We start from the raw sequence: 24,614 nt of genomic DNA, 5'->3' as shown, positions 1-24,614 counted from the left end.
TCGTCGGTAGAACTGGTGCGAGCATAGCATTACGATCGCTCTCCAACAGAGCCCGGGGACGGGAGGGACTGCCGCCGCCGCCACAGCCCGTGTCCGCCTTGGCGCTCGACCCGGCCGGGACCGCGAGGCGCGGGCGGTCGCACCCATCCGGGTCCCGAGGAACGCGACCGAGCGCGCGTCGGTGGCGTCGGTCTTGCGGCCCTGCCCGGTCGCGAAGACCCGGGCCCGCGCGGACAGCATCGGCGGTACGTCGACGACGTGCTCACCGGCGGGGTGAGCGGTTCGCGACGTGCCGCCCGATCCCGTTGCAGCCCCCCACGGCCCACGTGCGCATGGTCCACCCGCGCACGTAGGCGATCATCGCGGCGAAACCCTCGACGCCCCTGGCGAACCGGCGCGTGTTGCTGCAAGCTTCGGCCGCCCTGACTTCAGCAGAGGGGCCCAGGCGGTAGCGCGCCCATGTGTGGCCCGGTGGGCGCGCAGGAGTAACCGCTCTGTGTTTGCGGCGGTGTCTGTGCCTGTGGGCGGCTCAGGCGTCGACGATGACCGGGATGATGAGGGGGCTTCGGCGGGCCTGTCGGTGCACCCACGTGGACATTGCTTGCCGGACGAGCTCCTCGACCTGCTCGAGGTCCTCGATGCCTTCCTTGGTGGCGTTGGTGAGGGCCTTCTGGATGGCCGGGGTGGCCTTGGCGAAGTCGCCGGGTGCGTGTTCGAACCCGTGGGCGAGGTAGTCGGGCTCCTCGGTGAGCTTGCCGGTGTCGGGGTCGACGATGCACACGATGGTGATGACCCCTTCCTCGGCGAGGGTGCGGCGCACGTGCAGGGAGGCCTCGGTGGCGCCGCCGACGGTCATGGCATCGACGTAGACCAGTCCCGCGGGGACGGCGCCGGTAATGCTCGCCGTGCCGTCCACGAGGTCGATGACGGCGCCGTCATGGGCGATGAGGGCGCGCTTCGCGTCCACACCGGTGCGGATCGCGAGGTCGGCGTTGGCCCGCAGGTGACGCCACTCCCCGTGGACCGGCAGCACGTTCGAGGGCTGGACGATGTTGTAGCAGTAGGCCAGCTCGCCGGCACTGGCGTGGCCCGAGACATGCACCTTGGCGTTTCCCTTGTGCACGACTTTGGCACCCCAGCGGGTGAGCTCGTTGATGACCCGGTAGATGGCGTTCTCGTTGCCCGGGATCAGGGAGCTGGCCAGCAGCACCGTGTCGCCCTCGGTGACACGGATTGGGTGGTCCCGGTTGGCCATCCTCGACAGGGCGGCGAGCGGCTCACCTTGCGATCCCGTGCAGATCAGGGCGATCTGTTCGGGGGGTAGACGCTCGAGCTGCTTCAGGTCGACGACCAGACCCTTGGGGATGTCCAGGTAGCCGAGCTCGGCCGCGATACCCATGTTGCGCACCATCGAGCGGCCGACGAAGGCCACTTTCCGTCCGTGTGCACGGGCCGCGTCGAGCACCTGCTGGATGCGGTGGACGTGGCTGGCGAAGCTCGACACGATGACCCGGCCGGGCGTCGTCCGGAACACGGCTTCGATCGCCGGGGTCAGCTCGCCCTCGGATACGGTGAAGCCGGGCACCTCCGCGTTGGTCGAGTCGACCAGGAAGAGGTCGACGCCTTCCTGCCCGAGGCGGGCGAAGGCGCGCAGGTCGGTCACCCGGCCATCGAGCGGGAACTGGTCCATCTTGAAGTCGCCGGTGTGCAGCACGAGGCCAGCGGCAGTGCGGATGGCGACGGCGAGCCCGTCGGGGATCGAGTGGTTGACGGCGACGAACTCGCAGTCGAAGGGCCCGAAGGTGCGTCGGTCGTCCTCGCTCACCTGCATGGTGACTGGGGTGATGCGGTGCTCCTGAAGCTTCGCCTCGAGGAAGGCGAGCGTCAGGCGGGAACCGACGACCGGGATGTCCGGCCGCTCGCGCAGCAGGTAGGGCACGCCCCCGATGTGGTCCTCATGACCGTGTGTGAGCACGATGGCGTCGACCTTGTCGAGGCGGTCTCGGATCCACGAGAAGTCAGGCAGGATCACGTCGACGCCCGGCTGGTGCTCCTCAGGGAACAGGACACCGCAGTCGACGATGAGCAACCGTCCGTCATGCTCGAAAACCGTCATGTTCCGGCCGATCTCACCCAGGCCACCCAGGGGAACGATTCGCAGGCCGTCGCGTGGCAGGGCGGGAAGCTCCTGAGACCGTCGGGAGACGCGTCCCCGGCCACCACGGGCCCGCTGCCGGCGACCGCCATCCGCGCTCACAGGCGACCTCCGGGACCCGACGTGACGGCCTCGCGGACCAATCGGCCCGGGGCCCGCTCGGGCACTGACCGGCCGAGTCGGGTGTGCAACTGCGATCTCATGGTCATCCTCCTCGTACTTTGACAGCGGCCAGGCGGCGACGAAGCGAGGTGTCGCACGCCCACCTGTAGGCGCTGTCGTCAGGGCAGGTATGTCGCAGCGAGAGTAGTTCCAGGAGCCTCCCTGCTGCCTGTCGGCCGACGGGAACCCTTGGTCGTTGAGTCCTCACCCATCGGGGTGTCGACGACGTACAGACTCCGCGGGCGTGTCCCGGCGGTGAGGGAGCCGCCTCTGCTCCCGGTGCTTGTCACCTCGAGCGAGAGGCACTGTTCGTCGCGGCCGGCCCATTCATTGGGGATCAGCACGGGGCCTTCGATACTGCGGTGCGAGCGGCCAGCGCCGGAAGTCCACCCGCAGCAGCAGCCGCAGCGCCATAGTGGTGCAGTGAGGGAGAGCGCAACGTTCGAGGAGCTGATCGGCGACGTCCTTGATGCCGTCGAGAACGCCTCGCCCCTGGAGGCCGTCGAGGCGGTGACGGCCACGCTCGGGCACCGCCTCCGGGCGTCGGCGTCCTTCTTCCTCGTCGCCGACCTCGCCGGCGGCGCGCTGGTGCGCATGTCGCACGGCTCCTCCGACGGGGCGCTGGCGCGTCAAGGGCTCAGCGGAGCGGAGGGCGCGACCCGCACCCAGGATGGGGAGCAGTCGGTCAGCGTGCCGATCACTGGCCCGGTCGAGACGGCGATGCGCACCCAGACGGTCCAGGTCCTCCCGGCCGCCGTGGTGGATGGCGTCGACGACAGCCGCGGGCGGGTCGTGCTGGCCCCGGTCACCGAGCGCGGCGAAGCCTTGGGGCTGCTGCAGGTGGCCCTGCCCGAGGCACCGGACGCCAAAGGTGTGGCCGAGATCGCCCGGGTCGCGCACCTGCTCGCCTTCGTCGTCATCGCCAACCGGCGGCACACCGACCTGTTCGAGCGCGCCGAGCGCAGCACCCTGTTCTCGCTGCCCGCCGAGATCCAGCGGCGGCTGCTGCCGTCGGCGTTCACGTGCGAGGCGGCGGCCTTCACGCTGGCGGCGTGGCTCGAGCCAGCGGCCTCTGTCGGCGGTGACACGTTCGACTACTGCCTGGCCCGCGACACGCTGCACCTGTCACTGACCGACGCTGTCGGCCACGGCGTGGGCAGCGCGCTGACCGCGACCCTGTGCGTGGGGAGCCTGCGCAACACCCGCCGCATGGGCGGTTCGCTCGAGGACCAGGCGAGCGAGGCGAACTCCATCCTCTTTCAGCAGACGGCCGGCTCCGGCGCGGAGCACTTCGCCACCGGTCTGGTGGGCCGGGTAGACCTGGCCACCGGGACCCTCGCCCTCATCAACGCCGGGCACGTGTCCCCGTACCTCTGGCGGGACGGCCGCGCCTCCGCAGTCGAGCTCACCCCCGACCTCCCGTTCGGGATGTTCCTCGAGACGCAGTACCGCCGTACCGACCAGACCTTGCGCCCCGGGGACCGACTCGTCATGGTCACCGACGGCATGCTCGAACGGAAGGCTGCCTCGCTCGACCTGCGCGAGGAGATCACCCGCACCCGCGAGCTGCACCCCCGGGAGGCCAGCCGGCGCCTGACCGCGATGGTGCTCGAGCGCTGCAACCAGGTGCTCGCCGACGATGCCACCGTCATGGTGCTGGACTGGTACGGCCGGCACGGGCAGCCCCGCCGGACGAGTGCCGGAGCCGAGACGTGGCGAGCGAGCGCCAACCGCGACGGGAGCGAGACGCAGCGCTGAAGGCCGACACCCCGCTGCGGATACGCCCCGCTGCGGAGACGCGGCGGTGCGGCAGCGCGGTGGCGCCCAAAGCCCCTTCCTGACGACTAGACACCCCGACGAGCACCATCGCCCCAACCAGTCACAACGCGCAATCTGTCAGGAGTGAGATGGGTCTTGTAGCCGGTCGCTTCATGGTGCGGTCGATTCGCAACCGGGGCCGATGTGGTGGTCGGCTCGAGGGGCTGAGTCACAATGGACAGGCGCGACCTACCGCGCGTGGAGGTGCAAGAGATGCCGACCAACCCCAGCTCGGACTCGAGCGGCCCCCTTCCTCCGGACTGGGCCCTGGCGCAGGCGATGAAGGACCGCGACGACGACGACTCCGCGGGAGCCCTGCAACGAGCGTGGGACCTCGTCCAGGACTTCGAGGACGAACGCCACGACGAGGATGACGACCCCGACCAGGGTGGCGAGGGGTGACGTCGCCAAGTACCGGTCCGTGGAGCGCCTCGCGCACCGGCCAGCCGTGCGCGCCGGGGCGGACCGTAGCGGCGATCCAGTTGGCCGGTGACGAGATCGGCTTGCCGCTCGAACGCCTGGCGACCTTCTCCGCCACCGTGCGCAACGCCGCACAGGCCCTGAGCCGCCGGCTCTGAGGCCCACGCGACGGGACGCCGGTGAAGGGGCCGGACTCCTTCCTGGTCCGGCCCCTTCAGCCTGCCCGACGCCACCGGCTCCGCGCGAGCGCCCGTGCGCCGCTGCGGCGTCAGTGCGTGGGAACCGCCGCCGCGAGCGTCCGCCTCTCGGCCGGCGTCGGCGTGAAGCCCGAGCTGAGCTCCGAGCGCAGGGTCTGGGTGTTCAGGGCGCCCTGCCAGCGGGCCACGGCGATGCAGCACACGATGTTGCACAGGGTGCTCGTCAGGGCGCGGGCCTCGCTCATGAACCGGTCGATGCCCACGATCAGGGCGACGCCGGCGACGGGCACGCTCGGCATCACCGTCAGGGTGGCCACGAGGGCGACGAACCCGCTTCCGGTGACTCCGGCGGCGCCCTTGGAGGTCAGCAGCATCATGCCGAGCATGAGCAGGATCTGCCCCCACCCGAGGTGGATGTCGCACGCCTGGGCGATGAACATCGACGCGAGCGTCAGGTACACGGCGGTGCCGGTGAGGTTGAACGAGTAGCCGGTCGGGACGACGAGGCCGACCACGCCTCGCTCGCAGCCGAGTCGCTCGAGCTTCGTGAGCAGCCGGGGCAGGACGGGCTCGCTCGAGGAGGTGGCGAGGACGATGAGGATCTCGTCGCGGAAGTACTTCAGCACCTGCACCAGGCTGAAGCCGGTGGCCCTGGCGACGATGCCGAGGCCGACGACGACGAACACGACGCACGCCGCGTAGAACGCGAGGATGAGCAGGCCGAGGTTGCCGATGGAGTGCGCCCCGTACTTGCCGACGGTGAAGGCCATCGCCCCGAACGCGCCGATGGGGGCCAGCTTCATCAGGAAGCCGAAGACGACGAAGAAGACGCGGCTGAAGCTGTTGATGACGTCGAGGGCGAGCGCGCCGGCCGGCCCCAGGCGGGTGAAGGCGAAGCCGCACAGCAGCGCGATGACCAGCACCGGCAGCACCTCGCCGTCGGCGAACGCCCCGACGAACGTGTTGGGGATGAGGCTCATGAGGAACTCGGCCGGGCTGGTGTCGCCGACCTGGCTCGAGTACTTCGCCGCGACACTGGCGTCGAGGTGGGCGGGGTCCACGTGCATGCCCGTGCCGGGATGCAGGATCAGGACCGCGGCGAGGCCGAGGGCCAGCGCGAGTGCCGTGAGGGCGTAGAAGAGCCCGAGCGAGCGCAGGAGCGTGGGCCCCACCCGCTTGGCGTCCGACATCGAGGTGATGCCACTGACGATGGTGCAGAACACGATCGGCGCGATCATGAACTTCACGACCTTGACGAACGCGTCACCGAGAGGTTTGAGGCCGGCGCCCAGGTCGGGCCACAGCGCGCCGACGAGGATTCCCAGCGCGACACCGATGAGGACCTGCACGTACAGGTGCCCGAGGATTGACTTGATCTTCATTGAACAACTTCCTGGGTCTGCTCCGCGGCGTGCACGGAGGTCTTTGATGGTAGGCGGATCCGTCACGCCACGGCGCCGGCGACCTCGATGGTGGCGACGGCCAGGCGGCGGGCTGCTCGGTCGAGCGCGACCTCGACGACGCGGCCCTCGGCGTCCGTCACGACCTCGGTCGTGACGACGCCGGCGGGGGTGCCGATGCGCAGCCGGCGGATCTCGCCGGCCGCACCGCTCGGAAGGCTCGAAGCCACAAGGGAACCCGGCACGGTCGCTGCAGCGGACAGGGCCACGGCCGAGGTCAGCCCGATGGCCGGGTGCGGCGCCAGCATCGACAGCATGCGCACCCGCAGGTCGTGCGTGTCCGCGGGGACGACGGTCCCGTCCGTCGCGGTGAAGGTGCCCGGTGGGGCGACGATGCCGACCTTGGGGATGGCGTTCTGCGGTGGGGAGTCCGGGGTGCAAAGGCCCATGGCGACGCCGGCTGCCGCCCTGGCCGCGAGCAGCGAGGGCAGCTGCGCGCCCAAGGGGTCCGCCATCGAGGAGAGGTCGACGTGGAGGTCTGCGGCGTCGAGGAAGAGCGCAGGGGCGCCGGCGTCGACCATCGTCCCCTCGAGCGTCCGGCCCCCGACGACCAGGGCGTCACGAGCGTGGCCGGTCGGCAGCAGCTCTCCGGCCGTGAGTCCCCACGGGGCCTGGAAGGCCAGACCGACGGGGACGCCCAGCGCGGTGCTGCCGGGAACCCGGGCCTGGCCGGAGGTGGGGATGCGGCGCCTCGGCGTCGCGATCGATCCCGTGAGCACGGCACCGGTGTTGACGTTGCGCATGCTGACCCGCGTCACGACGTCACCGGCGGGCACGAGCCCGGCCTGGACGGCGTACAGGGCGACCGCCGTGGCGCAGTTGCCGCAGTTGGAGCCGAGCTCGATGGTGGGTTCACCGATGCCGACCTGGGCGAAGAGGTAGTCCAGGTCGGCCGGCCCGTCGGGGGTCGCGGTGATGATCGCCGCCTTGGACGTCGTCGACGTACCGCCGCCGACGCCGTCGAGCTGCCGGGCATCCGCGGCACCGAACGCGTCGGCCACGAGGCGGAGCATCTCCTCGCGACTGGAGGCGTGCCGGGCGACGTCGTGGGCGTCGAAGAGCCAGCACTTGCTCGTGCCGCCTCGGTACCAGTGCCCGCGCAGTTCCACGGTTGTCTCCTTCGGGGATGTGGCCGGCCGGGTGGCCCGCTCCTCCTCCACGATCGCCCGCTCATGCATTCAGCACAATCGAAGGAAAGTCGACCAGTGTCTATCTTTGCTAAAGTCTGCGGATGGCTGACCTGGACCTGCGACGGCTCCACGTGCTGCGCGAGGTGGCCCGCCTCGGCTCCCTGACCGCGGCCGCCACCGAGCTGTCGTTCACGACGTCGGCGGTGTCGCAGCAGGTGTCCAAGCTCGAGCACGAGATGGGAGTGCCCCTCCTGGACCGGCACCCGCGCGGCGCGGTGCTGACCGAGGCCGGCCAGGCGCTGCTGCGCTACGCCGAGGACATCGACAGGACCGTCGAGGCCGCCCGCGCGGAGATGGAGGAGTTCGCGCAGCTGCGTCGGGGACAGTTGCGCATGGGCACGTTCCCGACGGTCGGCGCGTCACTGCTCCCGGACGTCGTCCTCGCCTTCCGCGCGCGCCACCCGGACGTCGCGGTGACCGTGGTGAGCGCCCGGCGCGCCGGCCTCGTCGACCGCCTGAAACGGCGCGAGATCGAGCTGACGCTGCTCTGGGACTACCCATGGCAGCCGATCAGGGACGCGGGGCTCGCGACGGTCACCCTCATGAGCGACCCGACGCTGCTGCTGCTGCCGCGAGACCATCCCTTCGCCGGCGCGGATGCCGTCCCGGTGGCAGCGCTCGAGGACCAGATGTGGATCGTGCGTGACGAGCATCCGGTGGCCGACGTGCTGCGACGCGTCTGCCGCAGTGCAGGATTCGAGCCCGAGGTGGCCTTCGCGGCGAACGACTACCAGGAGACCCAGGGGATGGTCGCGGCCGGCATCGGGATCGCCCTGGCGCCTCAGCTCGCGCTCAGTGCGCTACGCCCGGACGTCGTGGCCGTGCCGCTGGAGAAGGCACCGAGCCGGCGAATCCTGCTGGCACACTTGGCCGGTCGGCAGCTCAGCGCTGCCGGGCGCGAGGCGACGGCGGTCTTCCGCTCGGTCGCGAAGACGCGAGAGTCCTCCCAGAACCCTGCCTGAACCGATCTGAAGAGGCGCGTCAGGGAGCTGCGTGCCAGCGGACCGGGCCGGCGACGATCGGCGGCCGGCCGACTACGCGGTCGTTGCCCCGTCGTTGCCGTGGCCTCGGGCGTGCCGCAGCGGCCTGCTGGTCGTACGCGGCTCTGCGGACAGGGTCATGCAGCACCGCATAGGCGGCGAGGACCTGCTGCAGGGTCGTGTCGGACGACACGCGTCCCTGCTCGTCACCCGGGTCCCGCGTGTCCGGGTGGTGCCGCCGAAGCAGGACGCGGTAGGCACGGCTGATCTGGGCCTGGGTCGCGGTCGGTGACAGCCCCAGGGTGGCGTAGAGGTCGGGCTCCGGTGAGGGCATGATCCTTCCGCTCATGGGCGAGATCGGGGTGATGTCGATGTCGTGGCCCCGGCCAGATGCAACGGCCGGGGCCACGTGTGCGAGATGAGTTCGTCCGGCCCGCCGAAAGGGTGCCATGAGGCGCGCGCCGGGCTTCGTGCGTCAGACGCTCTCGGTTCGGATGTGCCGGCGGGGCGAGCGATCACCTCGTGGGGATTGACTCACGTGTGCCGATCACCTGCCTTCCCTGTCATGGTCCGTCCGGGTTGGGTCTCGTGGTTCTCGGTGGTTCTCGGTAGTTCTCGGTGGTTCTCAGTGGTTCTCGATGGGTCTGCGGCTGACAGGCGGGGGTCCGCGCTCCCGCGCCGAGCGGTCGATGTCGCCGTCCCGTGCTGGCGGGCCGAGGCCGGGCGAACCGCCGGCTGATCGGCGGGCTCGGCCGCCGCCTCGCCACCCGCCGGCGTCACGACCTCGGGGCACTCGGGCCGGCGGCTCGGGCCATTCTGCGGCGATGATCGCGTCGAACTCGGCCGCGACCAGGTCCGCGTCGGCGCAGATCAGGTCGTAGAACTGCTCGTCGACCGTCGGCGCTGCGCGGTCACCAGTGAGGGGTGCGGTGGGCATGACCGGTCCTCTCGCTCACCGGGTCAGGCGTTGATGGCCCGCCGGTCCTCGCCCTTGGTCGCAACGGCGATCTTGCGCGGCTTGGCCTTCTCGGCGACCGGGATCTGCAGGGTCAGCACACCGGCGTCGTAGCTGGCGCTGATCTTCTCGGTGTCCAAGTTGTCGCCGAGGATCAACTGCCGGCTGAAGATCCCGCGCGGTCGTTCGGCCGCGATGAGCTCAGCGTCGCTGGCTCGGGCCGGGCGTTCGGCCTTGACGGTGACGACGTTGCGTTCGACATCGAGGTCGATCGAGTCCGGGTTGACCCCGGGCAGGTCGAACTCGACATGAAAGGTGTCCCCGTCGCGCCAGGCGTCCATCGGCATGACCGATGGGCGGGCGAGGGTGCCGTTGGTGCCGAAGACCTGCTGGGTGAGCCGGTCCAGATCACGGAACGGGTCGGTGCGCATCAGCATCGTGTCCACCTCCATCACTCCTGTTCTCTCGGATGCTCCGTGGGCCACAGACCCCATTCAGGATCTGTGGCGTGCGCTATAGATTTGATATAGCACCTGTGGGATGCTGATGCAAGAGGTGGATTCAGAAGAGTTCAGCGGAAGGACAACTGGTCGTGGATGTCGCGGGTGCTCCAGCACCGGACCCGGCCCGCGGCGTGTACGGGATCTCGGTCGCCGCGGAGCTCGCGGGCACCGGGCTGCAGAACCTGCGCGCCTACGAAGCGCGCGGGCTGTTGAAGCCGGAACGCACCGCGGGAGGTACCCGCCGCTACAGCGCCGACGACATCGACCGGCTCCGACGCATCGGCGACCTGCTCGAGGCGGGGCTGAACCTGGCCGGGATCGCCATGGTGATCCCGCTGCAGGACGAGAACACCCGGCTCCGCTCGAAGTACAAGAGGCAGACCGCGAAGGAGGAAAAGCCATGACTGCCAATCGCATCCGACGCACCGACGACATCGGGCAGGTCAGACACCCTCGCCTCGCCGAGGCCATCGAGCCGATCCCCGAGTCCGACCGGCTCGCCGGCTCACCCCCGTCGATCCGGCGGCCAGCCCAACGGAGGACCCAACGGCCGACGACGAGGACTACCCACCCGACTTGAGCAACTCCCAGTAGCCGCAGTCCCCGACCAGCAAACGATCTCGCTGACCGCAACTCCTCGAAGGAGACGTCGACGATGACCATCACCGTCCATAAGCCCGAGGCCGATCAGGCGGCGCTCGGCTCGATGAGCATCCGTGAGCTCGTCATCGAGCTCGCTGCCCTCGAAGACGACCCGACCGCACCTGCCGGCGTCACCGATGGCACGCACGCCCGCCACGCCGCGGCCCCTGCGGACGGAGCATCCGCTCGCGAGCGCGCGATCAGGGACGAGCTGCGGCAACGCCGGCTCGCACTACGCGACCGAGCCTGAGCCGACCAGCGCGGCCGTCTCCGCGCTCGTCACGCCCGTTCACTTCGCCGCCAGCCGCCCGTGCCGTCCGCGGCGCGACGAACGGAGCGAGCATTCGGCTGTCCTCACGGCCGGGGCAGGGCAAGGTCAACCAGCAGGCCGGGGTGATCGGTGGTTCCCTGCATCTCGAGGACGGAGCGAGATCGCACCTCGGCACCCGGGCTTGCCATGACGTTCTGGACGGCATCGTCGTCAGCGCGCTGGTAGCCACCGGGCAGGCATGCCAAGGCGCTCGGCAGACCACGTGCCGGGAGGTTGAGGTCGGCGCCGACAACGGTCAGTGCGCCGCGGCGGCTGATTGCCGGCACCACCGATCCGAGCAGGTATCGGCACTGCTCCAGCGCGACGGTCGGGCTGGTGCTGGCCGTGTGCGTGCTGCAGGCCGAGAACCGTGCCATATCGAGGCACGCCCAGACTCGTTCCTCCACATCGCCGGGGTCTTGCACCGGGTAGACGCCGCTGAGGCTACGGGCGTCAGAAGCCGACAAGGGCACCACCACCAGCACGGCGTCACCGAAATCCTGGCCGTTCTGGCACAGGACGGGGGCGTGGCTGTTTCGGTCCTCGGCGGACGCGAACGCCGAGGCGATAGCGGCACCGGGCCGGGTAGCCGCCATCGCCGGCTTCAGGACGCGAAGGTCGTCGCGGCACACCTCGTTGACGCTGACCATGTCCGGCCGATGCTGACGGACCAGCGCCGCCGCCAGGCTTACCGCCCGCCCCCCGGTGTAACAGGCAGCGCGCCCGCTGTTGCACAGGTTCATCTGCAGCACGCGCAGGTGCGTCGCCAGCGGACCCGTCGTCGCCCGGCTCGTGCCGGCCGGGCTGCTCGCCGCGTGGCCAAGGTCGCATCCGGCGAGGCCGCTGACGGAGAGAGCCAGGAGCCACGCCACAGCGACTCGGGCCGGGCCGCGGCTGAGCTCCACGGGCATACCCACCATCGAACCCGGCGGTCGCGGGGCGCGCAATCGCGCCTATTCGCCGCGAGCAAGGCGCGGACGCGACGTGGGCGGAGCGGACACACCTACGCGGGTGTCGTGATCTTGGCCTGGAGTCAGCACGACACCAAGGCAAGTGTTCCCAGTGGATGGCTCAGCCTCCCGACTCGATGTCGACCAGAACGAACCCGTCCTGGGTGCTGGCGACCAAGCGCCCCTCTCGATCAGCGCCCAAGGCCTCGACAGCGTTGGGAACCAGCCCGTCGGCGTGACTACACGATGTACTGCCTTTGAGCAGGCGCAGGCGCCCACCCACGGGGGTCCTCGCCAGCGGCCTGGTTCGCGATTCCGAGGACGCACAGCCCGGCTGAGTGCAAGTCTGGGCTCTGGTTCAAGGACCGGTCGAGTCCAGGGGTGGTGGCGCGTTGAAGCAACAGCGCGTCGGCCTCGACCGCGGTCGTCGAGCCCAGGTGTGATGGGGGCCGGTCCGGGACGCAGCACGTTCGGGTGCACCGTCCCGGATGACGGCGATGGCTCCGGCGCGTCGGCAGCGCGGCGAGCGGGCGTTCACATCGCAGAGACCGTGATCCGACGCATTGCCATCAGCGCGGAGTGGTCGCACAATGAAACGCGCCGCCGCGCGGGCCGCGTGTTTGGAGCTCCGAGCGGCGGCGCTTGCCACCCCCTACCCGGTGGGCTGGGCGCGAGACCGATCCCTGTAGTGGGTGGGTGCGGTTCCACGAATCAGGACGTCAGGCGACGTCTGAGACAACGTCATCCCGCCACCAGCGGTGCGAAGCCAGATCCTCGGCTGCGGGCAGAGACTCCGAGCGCCGACGCGAGTTCAGCTGGTTGAACCGGGCATCCACCTGCGTACCTCTGCTGCCAGTGGCACGTCCGCCTCGAGCTGGCACAGCACGCCGGTGGTGCCGGCTGCCACGCGCTGCAGCAGGAGGTAGGGGATGGGGATGTGCAGCTGCCGCTGCACGCGCGAGGTGGGTGAGCGGGGGTCGGAGAACCGGGTGGCCACCGAACGCATCCACGCCGGGGTGAACGTGAAATGTTCGCTGCGCAAGGGCTCCACGATCGGATCGAGCGCGTCGAGGAGCGCAGGCCCGGGGACGTCCTCGCCGCGGACGAGCCCGGTGCGCCGCGCTACGTGCGCCAGTTCCTCGGCGTCCCTGTCGCGCGCGGCGCGCAGCAGCGCCTGCAAGCTCGGCGACCAGCCGCGTGCGGGCAGCGTCGCACCGAAGTCGAGGACGGCGAGCCGACCGTCATCCAGGAGTCGGAAGTTGCCCGGGTGCGGGTCGCCGTGGATCCGGGCCGCCCGGGGCGGGCTGGACAGCAGGAACCGGGACAGCAGCAGACCTGCCCGGTCCCGGTCGGCCTGGGTGCCATGGCGGGCTACGCCGGCCACCGACCGCCCGTCGACCCATTCCGAGATGAGCACGTGGCCGGCGACGTGCACCACCGCGGGGACCGTGATGTCAGGGTCGCCACGAAAGGCGGACGCGAAGGCGTCCTGGGCTTCGGCTTCCTGCGCGTAGTCGGTCTCGGCCATGACACGGGTGCTGAGCTGATGGAACAGCTCGTCCGCGTCGAGCGCGGGCACCACGACACGCAGCAGCGGTGCGAGCCGGTCGAGCTGTCGAAGGTCCGCGGCCAACGCCTGCCCGGCTCGCGGGTACTGCACCTTCACGGCGACCCGCCGGCCGTCGTGCCACATGGCGTGGTGCACCTGACCGATGCTGGCGGCCGCGGCCGGCATGTCCTCGAACGTGAGGAACTGCTGACGCCACGCCGGGCCGAGATGCTCGGCGAGCACGTGATGCAGGGTGCTGGTGGGCATGGCGGGGGCGGCTTCCTGCAACTTCGTCAGCGCTTCCCCGTAGGGCCCGGCGAGGTCGGGCGGCAGAGCTGCCTGCATGGTGGAGAGCCACTGCCCGCCCTTCATCGCACCGCCCTTGAGCTGCCCGAGGACGCTGAACAGCTGCTCGGCGGTCCGGGCCTGCACCTGCGCAGCAATGATCTCGGCGGGTTGCCCGCCCAGTCGTCGGCCCAGTCCCGCGTCGCGCCTGCCGAGGAACCCTGCCGGAACCGCGGCCAACCGGGCCCCGCGGACCAGAGCGCGCGTGGGGAGATCTGCCACGTTCCAGTCTGCGTTCGGAGCGGCACCGGTGTCCAAGCCCGAGCCTGCGCTGCCTGGTCGGCGCCCGGCCGGGCCACGAGGGCCTCGCACTCCGGCTAGTGAAGCTGAGCCCCCTCGGTTGCCAACAGAGGTTCCACGGTTCGCAACCGCGTGGGTGGGTACTCACCCTTCGTTCCGTTTGCGACGTAAGGGAGCAACAACCATGAACAACCTGAGTTCGACCTGGTCGGACATGTGGCACTCCGTGGTGCTGTTCGTGCCGAAGTTCATCGCCTTCCTGGTGATCCTGCTCGTGGGCTGGTTCATCGCCAAGGCCGTCGGCCGAGTCGTCGACAAGGTCCTCGAACGCGTCGGTTTCGACCGAGCGGTCGAACGTGGCGGCATCAAGAAGGCCCTGGCCCGCAGCCAGTACGACGCGTCGGCCATCGTCGGCAAGCTCGTCTACTACGCGCTGCTGCTGTTCGTGCTGCAGCTCGCGTTCGGCGTATTCGGGCCCAACCCGATCAGCACCCTCATCACCGACGTCATCGCCTTCCTGCCCAAGGCCATCGTGGCGATCATCATCGTCGTCGTGGCCGCCGCCATCGCCGCGGCGGTGCGCGAGCTGATCTCCAACACCCTCGGCGGGCTGTCCTACGGCCGGGTCCTGGCCAACATCGCCAGCATCTTCATCCTCGGCCTGGGCATCATCGCCGCCCTGAACCAGGTCGGCATCGCCACGACCGTGACGACGCCTGTCCTCATCGCGGTTCTCGCCACGATCGCGGGCGTCCTCATCGTCGGTGTCGGCGGCGGTCTGATCCGCCCGATGCAGTCGCGCTGGGAGCAGTACCTCGAGCGCATGTCGCAAGAGTCCGATCGCATCCGCGAGCAGGTGCAGCAGGCCCCGAGCGTGGCTGAGCAGGCCCGCGCGGCCAAGGACCGGTTCGACGGCAACGGCCACACCAGCGACGTCGGCCGCACCGTCCCGGCGGCTGCCGAGGCTCGCGCGAGCGACGACTTCTACCACGACCGCCCGGCAGGTGACGCGACGCAGGTGATGAACACCGAGGGCGGCTACGGCTACGACCCTCGCACCTGAGTTCGACTGCGGGACAAGGTTGGCCGCGCCATCTGGCGCCGCACCAACGCGCACCACCAGATCGACCAGATCACCAGCACCTCATCGGACGACGAGATCAAGGAGACGGGATGCAGATCGACAAGCAGCAGGTCATCGAGTTCCTCAAGAGCCGGGGCGACCAGGCCAAGGCGCAGCAGGCGGAGGACCAGCTGCCCGACCAGGTCGACACGGACCAGCACGCAGACCTGCTCGGGCAACTGGGCATCAACCCGCAGGAACTGATCGGTGGCGCCGCCGGGCTCGGTGGCATCGGCGACAAGCTCGGTTTCTAGCTCACGCCGAAACGAACGGGCCTGGACCTACAGGTGAGGGCGGGTCATCGGCGGCTGCCGGTGGCCCGCTCTCCGCATGCGCCCCGGCGCGCAAGAAACCCCGCTGTTCCGGTCCGCCGCCTGACGACTTCGCCATACGTCGCAGCGCGAGGAAGCCACGCCGGCTGGGGAGCGTCGTCGGGTGCGGGATGTCAGTCATGGGGGTGTTCCTTTCCGCTGGCGCGACCTGGCCCGGCGCGGTGTCCTGCGGGGTTTCGCCGCTGCGGTGACTGACTCGAGGTCAAGAGTCTTGACATGTGCCGACAGACGGGCGAGCAGATCAGTCAACTGCTCCCGCTCTTCGGCGGTGAAGATCGAGAATTCTGCGGCGTGCAGCGCGGTCACCTCGGCCAGAGCCCCCACGACATGTCCACGCCGACGTCGCAAGATGCCGCCCGAGCACCGAGGGCACCTCTCGCCCGAGAGTTGCCAACGCTCGGAAGAGCCGCTATGAGACGGGACTGGTTCCTGGCCAGAAGATGAGCAGCACGGCCCAGATCGCGCCGCCCACAAGGACGCCCAGCACTGCCCCCCTGCCGACGGCGGCGGCCCAAGGGCGATTGCGACCCAAGGCAAGCAGCAGCCCGCCCGCAGTGAGGGCCCCCGCCGCCACGAGCACCGTGTTGCCCACCAGGACCAGCCCGCCCCGCTCGTACGGCAAGTCGTTCCGGGCGGCCAGAAACGGCGCGCAAACGGCGAGCGCAGCCAGGGCCGTGGCGGCCATCACCTGGGTCCGATGGTGACGGGCGCCTCGGCAAGCGGGCGCGCCGCGTTCGGAGTCATGCCCGGTCTCGGTGCCGTTGCCCACGTTCGTCATGATGGCACGCTGTCTTCGGGCAGTACGGCGGTTGCCGACCCCGTTCATGAGGCCGGTTCCGCGCGCGCAACGGGCTGTCCCCAGGCTCACCGCCGGGCGGGCGCCGCGGCCGCGGGGCGAGAGCGGGCACCACGATCGTGTGTACCGGTCAGGTGGCCCTGGACCACGCGTCAGCTGGCCCGGGCGCTCAGGCGTTGTCGCAGGCCTGTGGCCATGGCAGCGACTGTCACGACGTCGATGAGTTCCCCGGCTGTCTCGGCCAGCCACCGACGGCGGACGGGGGCCATTCTCAGTCGGAGGAAGACTCGGGTGCCGGCGCCGGCCGGTTCCAGGGTGATGGACCAGGTGACCCTGGTGGCGCCGCGCCGCGAGGTGTAGACGATCGCGGTTGGCGGTTCGATGTGGGCGACCCGGAATGTTTCGTTCTTGCCGCCGTAGTCAGGAACGGTGTCGCCGACCTGCAGGTGCTGCCAGCGGTCTTGAATCTCCCAGGCGGCTCGCCTGGCGGCCGGTAGGAACCGTTCAAGGCCGACCGGCAGGTACCACCCGGCGCGCCTCTTGCCCAACTGGGCCAGCCAGGGCCACACCTGCAACGGCGGAGCGGGCAGCGTGAAGGCGCGGTCCATGACGACGTCGGCCGGGGCGATCAACTCGTCGCCGCGTCGCGGTGCGGCCCTTTCCGCGGCCGTGGCCGCGATGAATGCGAACATGCCTTGCCTATCGACGATGGTCGGCGAGCAATGACTCTTTCCGTACTCACCATCTTCCGGCCGCCTCCCGACCTGGCGCGATCCGCTCACACAGAACCCGCGTCACGCCTCCGCAAGGCGACCTTGCCGGCCTCGGCCCATGTCGCTGCAACCCCCACACGCCAACCGAGGAGTCCCCATGAGCATGAAGAAGACGCGGACCGTCGCAACCGCGGCGGTGCTCGCCATACTCGGCACGACCGCGGGCGCTGAGGCCGCAGGCGCGAGCGACTTCACCTTCGATTTCCCGGCCGGCACCGCGTGCGCTTTCCCGTTGCAGGTCGAGGGCACCTTGGGCAACACGATCGACCGCACGTTCACGGACGAGGCCGGAAACCCAGTACGCACGCTGTCGACAGGAACGGGTTCCGCCCTGACGTTCACGAATGAAACCACCCGCGCAACAGTGTCCCTGCCGTCGAACGGTGCAGTGACACGCACCACCTACCTCGCGGACGGCTCGACATTGAACGTGCTGAACGGCCACAACGTCCTGTTCCTGTTCCCGACCGACGTGCCTGCGGGTCCTTCGACGACCCTCTTCACTGGCCAGGTTGTGTTCACCGCAACACCGACCGGTGACTTCACGCTGCTCAGCACGCACGGCACCTCACGCAACCTCTGCGCCGAGCTGTCTCGATAGGTTCATCGACAGTACGGCTGAGCCGCCGAACTGCCCTCGCTCGCCCGGCGACATCGGCGGACCCAAAGGGCGCCAAACCACCGGTTTCGCTTTCTGTGCATCGGGACTACCGTCGAACCGAGATCGCGCCGAGCGCATCGTCGAGCCGACGGCGTGCGAAATGGGGTGCAATGGCTCGCTACCGGTTTCAGACCGACGACGTCGCCGACGCGGACGCCCGCCTGCGGGAGCAGCTCGACGCCACCATCACCCACGGCGCACCGCCCGTCCTGAACCCGGACCACCCCGTCTCCGCCGAAGCCGCCGCGAAGTGGGCACGCACGCTGGCCTTCGTGCAGGACCTGCTCGAGGAGCCGGACCTGGGCGAACTCGTCGCTGCCGCCGCCCGGCGGCTGCTCGCCGCGGTCACCCTCTCGGCCTTTCCGAACGATGCACCGCTGGACCCCACCACCGAGGACCGTCAGGACGCCCACCCGGACACGGTGCGCCGCGCCATCACGTTCATCGAGGCCGACCCGAGCGCCGACCTCACTGTCAGCGACATCGCCCGCGCCGCCTCGGTGACACCACGCGCACTCCAGCTGGCCTTCCGACGTCATCTGGACACCACCCCGATGGCCTACCTTCGGCGCGTCCGCCTCGATCTGGCCCGCCGGGAGCTGCAACAGGGGGATCCAGCCAGCCTGACGGTGACGGCAGTGGCAGGTCGGTGGAGATTCACCAGCTCGCGCTTCGCGCAGCTCTACCGGGACCTGTACGGGGAGTTCCCGAGCCAGACACTGCGCCCCGGACCGGCGGGCCGCGCGTCGTATTCCGGCGACGTGCCAGGTCCGGCTGGGTCGCAGGCGCAGTCCGACGACCTGCGTGCCGCGCTGGAGACCGCCCGCGTGGTCGGCATCGCCGTCGGCATCCTGATGGGACGTCACGGGATCACCGCCGAGGAGGCCTTCGCCCGCCTCGCACGGGCCAGCCAGAGCCGCAACACCAAGCTGAGCACGCTTGCCTCGGAGTTCGTACGCAGCGGGGAAGAGCCCCAGCCGGCCGACAGGAAGGGGTGACGGAGTCGAAGGCCGAGCTCGCTTGCCCTCGTCGGCCATCAGCGAGCGGATCCGCGTCACTTCGTCGCGAGGCGCCCACCGCGGCGCGGTGAGGGCAAACGAGGGCCGGCATGGGTCTCCCGGTCAATCGCTTCTCACCGGGTTCGCGGAATCGCCATCAGCGGTCAAGGCTGCGGGTGACAATGCGAGGTCAGATTCGCGGGCCTGGGCCCAACGGGTGAAAGGGTCCGGCCGACTCGTGCAGCTTCGCTCGATCTCAACCACCCCCGAGGGGGTACGCACCGGACTCTGGCGATCACCCCGGGCCATCGGCTGGGCCAGCGCCGTCCTCCTGGTCGTGACATCGCTGTCGGATGTGGCCACCAACCCGCAGGTCGCGGTGCTGACCCCCTTCCTCGGATTGGCGCCGCTGCTGGCCGCGTCTGCGTTGACGCCGCGGTCGACCACCGGATTTGCAGCCGCGGCGGTGGTCGTCGCGGCCGCGTCCGGACTGTGGAACGACTTCAGCGTCCAGTACGTCGTCCGGCTGGCCGACGTCGTTCTGGTCGGCGCGCTGTCGGTGCTGGTAGCCGTGGTGAGGGCGCGCCGCGAGGCGGATCTTCGGGACTCGCGCCGCATCGCCGGCGTGGCGCAGGAGGCGTTGCTGCCCGTGCTGCCCGCTCAGGTCGGCACTGTCCGACTCGCGACCCGCTACCACTCGGCCACGCGCACCGCCCAGGTCGGCGGCGACTTCTTCGACTTCGTCGCGGACGGTGGCCGACTCCGCCTCGTCCTGGGCGACGTCAGCGGCAAGGGCATCGGCGCCGTCACCCAGGCCGCTCGCGTGATCCGCGCCTTCCGCCAGTACGGCGCCAGCGAAGCTGACCTGCTAGCCGTGGCCCGCCGGGTCCACGACTACGTCACGCCCTTCTGGGACTCCGAACGCTACGCCACGGCGGTCTTCGTCGAGATCACGGACGCCGGCAGCCTGACGGTCGTCTCGGCAGGCCATCCTGCGCCCCTTCTCGTGTCCGCCACGAGCGTCCGCGAGCTTGCCGTGCAACCTTGCCTGCCCCTCGGGATCGGGCCGGCGGACCGCGCCACGATGCACCGGTGGAACACGACCGACCGGCTTCTGCTCTACACCGATGGGCTCGTAGAGGCCCGGAACGCGGCCGGCGGTTTCGTGGCGCGGGCCTCCATCGAGACGGCCCTGCGAGAGGTGGACCCCGATGCCTGCCTGGACCAGCTCCTGCACCTCGTGCAGGCCCACGCCGGCCGGTTCGACGACGACCTCGCCTTGCTCCTGCTGACCTATGCCTCGAGCGCCACCGCGGTCAGCGTGCCGGACGCATCCGACTCCCGGCCCTGACGCCCCGGCCTGGAGCAGCTCTCAGGGGAGCGGACCCTTGGGCCCGTGGTCCCTCTGGAACTGCACGGCCTGCTCGACAGGGTCCTCCGCGTTCTCCTGGCGCGAGTCCGCGGCACCGCCGTCGGTAGACCCCGAAACGGCGGAAGCGACCTTGTCGGTTGCGGTTCGGGCGGCATCGGCCACCTTGTCCGCCACGACCGGCCCTTGCTCGCGCACGAGCTGGGCACCCTGGTGCGCCTTCGCCTGCACGCGGGGGTCGTCCTTCAACTGGCCGATCGCGCGCATGAACTGCTCGTAGGGCGCCCGACCGGCCCGCGAGCCGAGGAGGAATCCAACCGCGCCGGCGGTGACGATGAGCAGTCTCTTCATGAGGCCTCCGTAGGTGGGGTCGGTCGCCCCAGGGGCGCCGACGGTCTCCCTCAGCCATACCCACCACAGCCCGGTTCGACCACCAAGGCCCTGCCGGGTCACTCCGCTGGGCGAGATCTTCGGGCTAGGGCACTGGCTGCACCTCGCCGGAATCGCCGACGACAGCAGACCCGGCGGAATACCGTTGTCGTGCAGGGCCCTTCGAGCGCCCACGTATCTGCGGGGCTCTTGGGGCCTCTGACTGGTGGTCCAGCCCCGGGGGCGGCCGCTCCACGGGGAATCTCCTCCCGGATTGGAGTCCCTCATGCCCCGCCACTCTCTCGCCTGCATCGTCCCGCCCGACCTGCTGGCCGCCATCGCCCGCGAAGCCGATCCCGAGCAGCGTCAGGCGTTGCTCGACACGCTCCAGCTGGACCACAGCTTCCGTCTCGTCCGGGCAGAGACCGCTGCTCGGACCATCGCCACGGGACGGGCCGTGGTCCCGCGCGTCGGGGCCGGCACCCCGAACCGCGCCATCTACAACCAGAACCACTCGACGGCAGGCACTCCTGGGACGTTGGTCAGGGCGGAAGGCCAAGGGCCGGCCGCGGACGGGTCTGTGAACCAGGCGTATGACAACTTCGGTCACACCTACAAGCTGTACTGGGACGTCTTCCACCGTGACTCGATCGACGACCAGGGCATGCAGATCGAGGGACTCGTCCACTTCGGCACCAACTACGACAACGCCTTCTGGGACGGCGCCGGGCACATGTTCTTCGGCGACGGCGACGGCAAGATGCTCACCGACACGACCAAGGGCACCGATGTCGTCGGTCACGAGCTCACCCACGGGGTGACCCAGCACGAAGCCAACCTGCTGTACTCCGGACAGTCCGGCGCGCTCAACGAGTCGGTGTCCGACGTCTTCGGTTCACTCGTCAAGCAGTACCACCTTGGCCAGGACGCAGCATCCGCTGACTGGCTCATCGGCGCCGACATCGTCGGCCCGCAGCTGGCCCCCGCGCTCAGGTCGATGAAGGCGCCCGGCACCGCGAACCCGTACGACACGCAGCCCTCGACCATGGGCGGCTATGTGCACACCACGTCCGACAACGGCGGCGTCCACACCAACTCGGGCATCCCCAACCATGCCTTCTACGTCATCGCGACGAGCATTGGCGGTAACGCCTGGGAGGCGGCGGGGCAGATCTGGTACGACACGCTCGTGGACCCGAGACTCAGGCCGAACTCCACCTTCGCCAAGTTCGCCTCGCTCACGCTCCGCTCCGCCCGCGCTCGCTACGGCGCGACGAGCACCGAGGCCGCGGCGGTCAAGGCCGGGTGGGACGCGGTCAAGGTGAAGGTTCGCTGATCTGCGGCCGGTCTGCGGCTGACCTGCGTCCGCGCTGGCCGGTCCGCCGACCTCCTGAGACATCAGGCTTTGGTGCGACCTCGGCCCGCGCGCGGGCAGTCTCTTGACGCAGCGCCTGAGAACGCGCACTCGTCTCGCGCGCCGACATCCGCACCGCCTGGGAGTTGAGCGCGGCCACTTGAGCAGCGCGCTTCACCTCGTGCACGACGCGCGCCGACGAGCGGAACGACCTCTCCACACGGTCGAGCTACCCAGTATCCGGGGGCGCAGACAGGCGCCAGCGAATCCCTGCAGTTCTGGCGGCACTCCGCGCATTGTGGGACATGAGCCGGTGGGCATCCGGTGCGCGCCGGTCCTGGGATCACATGTCCTGGTCGGGCGTCTCCTCCGTCGCGATGACGTGCATGACGGCGTTGATGAGGGCGAGGTGGGTGAACGCCTGCGGGAAGTTGCCGAGATGGCGCCCGGTGTGCGGGTCGATCTCCTCGCCGTACAGCTCGAGGGGACCCGCGAACGACAGCAGCTTCGCGCACAGCTCGTGGGCCCGTTTCGTCTCGCCGATCTCTGCCAGCGCTGACACCAGCCAGAAGGAGCAGATCGTGAAGGTGCCCTCCTCGCCGGTGAAGCCGTCGTCGGTCTCGTCGACGCGGTAGCGCAGCACCAGTCCGTCCACGGTGAGCTCGTCCGCGACCGCCAGCACGGTCGCCCGGATCCGCGGGTCGTCGGCCGGCAGGAACCGCACCAGCGGCGCGAGCAGCAGCGACGCGTCCAAGGCGTCCGTGTCGTAGTGCTGCACGAGCACCCCTCGCGCGTCGACGCCGTGGGCGAGGATGTCCTCCTTGATCTCCTCGGCAGCCATCTGCCACTCGGCGGCCTGCGAGTCGTGGCCGATCATCGAGGCCAGGCGTGCTCCGCGGTCGACGGCGACCCAGCACATGATCTTCGACGACGTGAAGTGCCTGAGGTCCCCGCGCACCTCCCAGATGCCGGCGTCCGGCTCGCGCCAGTGCTTCAGCGCCGCCTCCACCTGCTTGCCCAGGATCGGCCAGATGCGCCCGTCGAGGTGGTCGGCCACCTTCGAGTGCAGGTACACCGAGTCGAGCAGCGCCCCCCACACGTCGTGCTGCACCTGGCTGTGCGCCGCGTTGCCGATGCGCACGGGTCGCGACGCGGCGTACCCGGGCAGGTGGTCGAGCGTCGACTCCGGTAGGTCCCGCTCCCCACCGATCCCGTACATGATCTGCAGGTCGTCGTCCCGCTCGGCCACGTCGGCGATGAACGAGAAGAAGTCCACGGCCTCCCAGTCGAACCCGAGGGAGTAGAGCCCCCACAGCGCGAACGTCGCATCCCGGATCCACGTGTAGCGGTAGTCGTAGTTCCGTTGCCCGCCAGGGGTTTCCGGCAGCGACGTCGTCGCGGCAGCGGCGACCGCGCCACTGGGGCTGTACGTCAGTCCCTTGAGGGTCAGAGCACTTCGCTGCAGGTAGGTGCGCCACGGGTGGTCGGGGAAGCGGCCCCTCGCAAGCCAGTGCTGCCAGTGGTGTGCCGTCCACTCCAGGCGGTCGTGCGCCTGCGCACTGGTCATCGGCGGCGGCACCGCACCCCACGACAGGGCGACGAACCGCTCGTCCCCTTCCTTCAGCAGGGTGCGGGCGGTGGCCTGACCGCCCTCGAACCCGAGACGGAAGTCCGTCGTGAGATGCAGCGTCACTCCCGCACCTTCGGCGTTGCCCCACCCCTCGTGGTAGCCGGCGTCGCCGTAGTCCCACCGCACCGGCGTGCGCCCGTAGTCGAGCACCGGCTCGCACGCCATCACCGTCTGGACCTCGCCCGACACGCAGCGGACCGTCCGCAGCAGGGTGTGCTCGGCGTCGTAGTCCATGGGCGTGCGGTGGTGCTTCTCCGACACGCCGTCGTCGTGGTGCCACGGACCGATGAGCAGGACGTCGCGCACGATGATCCATCCCGTCGAGGTGCCCCAGCTGGTCTCGAGGATGTTCGTGCCCGGCAGGTACCGCCGCGCCGTCGGCACGCTGACGTCGGACGGCCCCAGCCGGAAGCGTCCCGCGTGCCGCCCGAGAAGGGCCCCGAACATGCTCGGCGAGTCCAGCCGGGGGATGCACATCCAGTCGATGTCGCCGCCCGGCGCGACGAGGGCTGTCACCTCACCGTCCGACAGGAACCCGTAGTCGGCGATGGGCACCGTCTTGACGTGGCCCTCCGGTGGAGTCTGTGCCAGCGCGTCGACCGATGCGTCCATCACCACAGAGTCCCCCGGCGCCGAGAGACGGACAAGAGCCTCGGCTCACCGGCCTTCGTTTCGACCGCCGACGCGTACACCTTGGTGACCCTCATGGCGAAGGAGCCGGACCGACGGCCTGCGCGATTCGGCCCGCCTTCCCATCGCAGGCGGTCACACAGCGTTCGCGCTCACAGCAAGCCGCCGAACAGCGCGACTATGCTTTTCAGCCCACGATACGTGTCGGCGTCGGGACGAGGTGGTGTCCTCATGTGCCCCAATCCAGAATCCAGCCCGGCCGCGGCCACGGTGCCTCAGCTCGCAGCAGCACCGGTGGAATCCGAGGAGCTGGCCTCCCTGCGCCATCAGGTCAGAGATCTGCACCATGCGCTCGAGACGTCCCGCGTCATCGGCATCGCCATCGGCATCCTGATCGAACGACACGAGTGCTCGGTGAACGAGGCGTTTGACGTGCTGGTGGCGGCGGCCCGGACTCGAGAGGTCAAGGTGCGCGATCTGGCGGCCGATCTCGTGTTTCGCGGCGAGAAGCTGCTCGGCCGATAGAGGGCGGACAGGGCCGGCGCCCCTGCACAAGAGCCTGAGCCGGCTGCGCGGCTGCCCCGGCTGGAGCCGCTCCGTGACGCTTCGAGACGCTTCGAGACGCTTCGATCGAACGCGAACGCGGCGACGTTCGACCCGGTCGGCTCGAAGGTCGAGAGATAGGATTGCGAGAGTCGATCAC

General features: G+C 69.9%; 25 protein-coding genes. 13 read left to right on the top strand and 12 right to left on the bottom strand.

Going from position 1 to position 24,614, the window contains the following annotated elements; all coding sequences use genetic code 11:
• Positions 1-529 precede the first annotated feature (529 nt).
• Positions 530-2,116, bottom strand: coding sequence for a ribonuclease J (locus tag AC3A5R_RS18650; protein WP_487622265.1), 1,587 nt, complete (start codon positions 2,114-2,116; stop codon positions 530-532).
• Between the two features lie 624 nt (positions 2,117-2,740).
• Between AC3A5R_RS18650 and AC3A5R_RS18645 the strand changes: the two genes are divergently transcribed.
• The 3 genes from AC3A5R_RS18645 to AC3A5R_RS18635 all read left to right on the top strand — a co-directional run bounded on the left by AC3A5R_RS18645 (position 2,741) and on the right by AC3A5R_RS18635 (position 4,713).
• Positions 2,741-4,075 (top strand): PP2C family protein-serine/threonine phosphatase, encoded by a 1,335-nt coding sequence (locus AC3A5R_RS18645; RefSeq protein ID WP_487622264.1) that lies wholly within the window; start codon positions 2,741-2,743, stop codon positions 4,073-4,075.
• 273 nt (positions 4,076-4,348) lie between these two features.
• Positions 4,349-4,537 (top strand): hypothetical protein, encoded by a 189-nt coding sequence (locus tag AC3A5R_RS18640; protein ID WP_487622263.1) that lies wholly within the window; start codon positions 4,349-4,351, stop codon positions 4,535-4,537.
• Positions 4,534-4,713, top strand: coding sequence for a hypothetical protein (locus tag AC3A5R_RS18635; protein WP_487622262.1), 180 nt, complete (start codon positions 4,534-4,536; stop codon positions 4,711-4,713). Before AC3A5R_RS18640 ends, AC3A5R_RS18635 begins: the two co-directional genes overlap by 4 nt.
• A 110-nt stretch (positions 4,714-4,823) precedes the next feature.
• On the opposite strand, the gene dctA is transcribed toward AC3A5R_RS18635, so the two are convergent.
• Both dctA and AC3A5R_RS18625 read right to left on the bottom strand, forming a co-directional pair.
• The gene (dctA, locus tag AC3A5R_RS18630; protein ID WP_487622261.1) at positions 4,824-6,134 is read right to left on the bottom strand and encodes a C4-dicarboxylate transporter DctA; all 1,311 of its coding nucleotides are present in this window, start codon (positions 6,132-6,134) and stop codon (positions 4,824-4,826) included.
• 62 nt (positions 6,135-6,196) lie between these two features.
• Complete coding sequence (locus AC3A5R_RS18625) at positions 6,197-7,321, bottom strand: PrpF domain-containing protein (protein ID WP_487622260.1); 1,125 nt, start codon at positions 7,319-7,321, stop codon at positions 6,197-6,199.
• Positions 7,322-7,443: 122 nt separating this feature from the next.
• Between AC3A5R_RS18625 and AC3A5R_RS18620 the strand changes: the two genes are divergently transcribed.
• Complete coding sequence (locus tag AC3A5R_RS18620; RefSeq protein WP_487622259.1) at positions 7,444-8,364, top strand: LysR family transcriptional regulator; 921 nt, start codon at positions 7,444-7,446, stop codon at positions 8,362-8,364.
• Positions 8,365-8,383: 19 nt separating this feature from the next.
• On the opposite strand, the gene AC3A5R_RS18615 is transcribed toward AC3A5R_RS18620, so the two are convergent.
• The 3 genes from AC3A5R_RS18615 to AC3A5R_RS18605 form a co-directional block, all read right to left on the bottom strand.
• Positions 8,384-8,731 carry a J domain-containing protein gene (locus tag AC3A5R_RS18615; RefSeq protein WP_487622258.1) on the bottom strand — a complete coding sequence of 116 codons (348 nt, stop codon included), beginning with the start codon at positions 8,729-8,731 and terminating at the stop codon, positions 8,384-8,386.
• 276 nt (positions 8,732-9,007) lie between these two features.
• Positions 9,008-9,319 carry a hypothetical protein gene (locus AC3A5R_RS18610; RefSeq protein WP_487622257.1) on the bottom strand — a complete coding sequence of 104 codons (312 nt, stop codon included), beginning with the start codon at positions 9,317-9,319 and terminating at the stop codon, positions 9,008-9,010.
• A 23-nt stretch (positions 9,320-9,342) separates the two neighbouring features.
• Positions 9,343-9,774 (bottom strand): Hsp20/alpha crystallin family protein, encoded by a 432-nt coding sequence (locus AC3A5R_RS18605; RefSeq protein ID WP_487622341.1) that lies wholly within the window; start codon positions 9,772-9,774, stop codon positions 9,343-9,345.
• A gap of 155 nt (positions 9,775-9,929) precedes the next feature.
• On the opposite strand from AC3A5R_RS18605, the gene AC3A5R_RS18600 reads away from it, so the two are divergent.
• Positions 9,930-10,244, top strand: coding sequence for a MerR family transcriptional regulator (locus tag AC3A5R_RS18600; protein WP_487622256.1), 315 nt, complete (start codon positions 9,930-9,932; stop codon positions 10,242-10,244).
• A gap of 251 nt (positions 10,245-10,495) precedes the next feature.
• Positions 10,496-10,732, top strand: a complete 237-nt coding sequence (locus AC3A5R_RS18595) for a hypothetical protein (RefSeq protein ID WP_487622255.1) — start codon at positions 10,496-10,498, stop codon at positions 10,730-10,732.
• Between the two features lie 104 nt (positions 10,733-10,836).
• Here the strand turns inward: AC3A5R_RS18595 and AC3A5R_RS18590 are convergent, their stop codons facing one another.
• Together AC3A5R_RS18590 and AC3A5R_RS18585 are read right to left on the bottom strand one after the other, a co-directional pair.
• Positions 10,837-11,697: an endonuclease/exonuclease/phosphatase family protein gene (locus tag AC3A5R_RS18590; protein ID WP_487622254.1), complete on the bottom strand. Its 861-nt coding sequence runs from the start codon at positions 11,695-11,697 to the stop codon at positions 10,837-10,839.
• An 856-nt stretch (positions 11,698-12,553) separates the two neighbouring features.
• Positions 12,554-13,894: an ABC1 kinase family protein gene (locus tag AC3A5R_RS18585; protein WP_487622253.1), complete on the bottom strand. Its 1,341-nt coding sequence runs from the start codon at positions 13,892-13,894 to the stop codon at positions 12,554-12,556.
• Between the two features lie 166 nt (positions 13,895-14,060).
• Here AC3A5R_RS18585 and AC3A5R_RS18580 point away from each other — a divergent pair, with 166 nt between their 5' ends.
• Both AC3A5R_RS18580 and AC3A5R_RS18575 read left to right on the top strand, forming a co-directional pair.
• Positions 14,061-14,939 (top strand): membrane protein, encoded by an 879-nt coding sequence (locus tag AC3A5R_RS18580; RefSeq protein ID WP_487622252.1) that lies wholly within the window; start codon positions 14,061-14,063, stop codon positions 14,937-14,939.
• Between the two features lie 110 nt (positions 14,940-15,049).
• A complete protein-coding gene (locus AC3A5R_RS18575; RefSeq protein WP_487622251.1) occupies positions 15,050-15,253 on the top strand; it encodes a hypothetical protein in 204 nt (67 codons plus the stop codon).
• A gap of 487 nt (positions 15,254-15,740) precedes the next feature.
• Here the strand turns inward: AC3A5R_RS18575 and AC3A5R_RS18570 are convergent, their stop codons facing one another.
• Both AC3A5R_RS18570 and AC3A5R_RS18565 read right to left on the bottom strand, forming a co-directional pair.
• Positions 15,741-16,109 (bottom strand): hypothetical protein, encoded by a 369-nt coding sequence (locus tag AC3A5R_RS18570; RefSeq protein WP_487622250.1) that lies wholly within the window; start codon positions 16,107-16,109, stop codon positions 15,741-15,743.
• A gap of 170 nt (positions 16,110-16,279) precedes the next feature.
• The gene (locus AC3A5R_RS18565; RefSeq protein ID WP_487622249.1) at positions 16,280-16,819 is read right to left on the bottom strand and encodes an SRPBCC family protein; all 540 of its coding nucleotides are present in this window, start codon (positions 16,817-16,819) and stop codon (positions 16,280-16,282) included.
• Between the two features lie 178 nt (positions 16,820-16,997).
• Between AC3A5R_RS18565 and AC3A5R_RS18560 the strand changes: the two genes are divergently transcribed.
• The 3 genes from AC3A5R_RS18560 to AC3A5R_RS18550 all read left to right on the top strand — a co-directional run bounded on the left by AC3A5R_RS18560 (position 16,998) and on the right by AC3A5R_RS18550 (position 19,910).
• Entirely contained in the window at positions 16,998-17,501 is a 504-nt protein-coding gene (locus AC3A5R_RS18560; protein WP_487622248.1) for a hypothetical protein, read from the top strand.
• Positions 17,502-17,671: 170 nt separating this feature from the next.
• Positions 17,672-18,559, top strand: coding sequence for an ANTAR domain-containing protein (locus AC3A5R_RS18555; protein ID WP_487622247.1), 888 nt, complete (start codon positions 17,672-17,674; stop codon positions 18,557-18,559).
• A 22-nt stretch (positions 18,560-18,581) separates the two neighbouring features.
• Positions 18,582-19,910 (top strand): PP2C family protein-serine/threonine phosphatase, encoded by a 1,329-nt coding sequence (locus AC3A5R_RS18550; protein ID WP_487622246.1) that lies wholly within the window; start codon positions 18,582-18,584, stop codon positions 19,908-19,910.
• A gap of 21 nt (positions 19,911-19,931) precedes the next feature.
• On the opposite strand, the gene AC3A5R_RS18545 is transcribed toward AC3A5R_RS18550, so the two are convergent.
• Complete coding sequence (locus AC3A5R_RS18545; RefSeq protein ID WP_487622245.1) at positions 19,932-20,279, bottom strand: YtxH domain-containing protein; 348 nt, start codon at positions 20,277-20,279, stop codon at positions 19,932-19,934.
• Positions 20,280-20,583: 304 nt separating this feature from the next.
• Here AC3A5R_RS18545 and AC3A5R_RS18540 point away from each other — a divergent pair, with 304 nt between their 5' ends.
• The gene (locus tag AC3A5R_RS18540; protein ID WP_487622244.1) at positions 20,584-21,633 is read left to right on the top strand and encodes a M4 family metallopeptidase; all 1,050 of its coding nucleotides are present in this window, start codon (positions 20,584-20,586) and stop codon (positions 21,631-21,633) included.
• Positions 21,634-21,994: 361 nt separating this feature from the next.
• Here AC3A5R_RS18540 and AC3A5R_RS18535 read toward each other — a convergent pair whose 3' ends face one another.
• Positions 21,995-23,893 carry a glycoside hydrolase family 15 protein gene (locus AC3A5R_RS18535; protein ID WP_487622243.1) on the bottom strand — a complete coding sequence of 633 codons (1,899 nt, stop codon included), beginning with the start codon at positions 23,891-23,893 and terminating at the stop codon, positions 21,995-21,997.
• A gap of 312 nt (positions 23,894-24,205) precedes the next feature.
• Between AC3A5R_RS18535 and AC3A5R_RS18530 the strand changes: the two genes are divergently transcribed.
• Positions 24,206-24,436, top strand: a complete 231-nt coding sequence (locus AC3A5R_RS18530; protein WP_487622242.1) for an ANTAR domain-containing protein — start codon at positions 24,206-24,208, stop codon at positions 24,434-24,436.
• Positions 24,437-24,614 lie beyond the last annotated feature (178 nt).

This window comes from Intrasporangium sp. Soil_C_50 (genome assembly GCF_057656595.1).
Note: the sequence above shows the minus strand (reverse complement) of the source record. Positions and strands in the feature narration are given on the sequence as shown.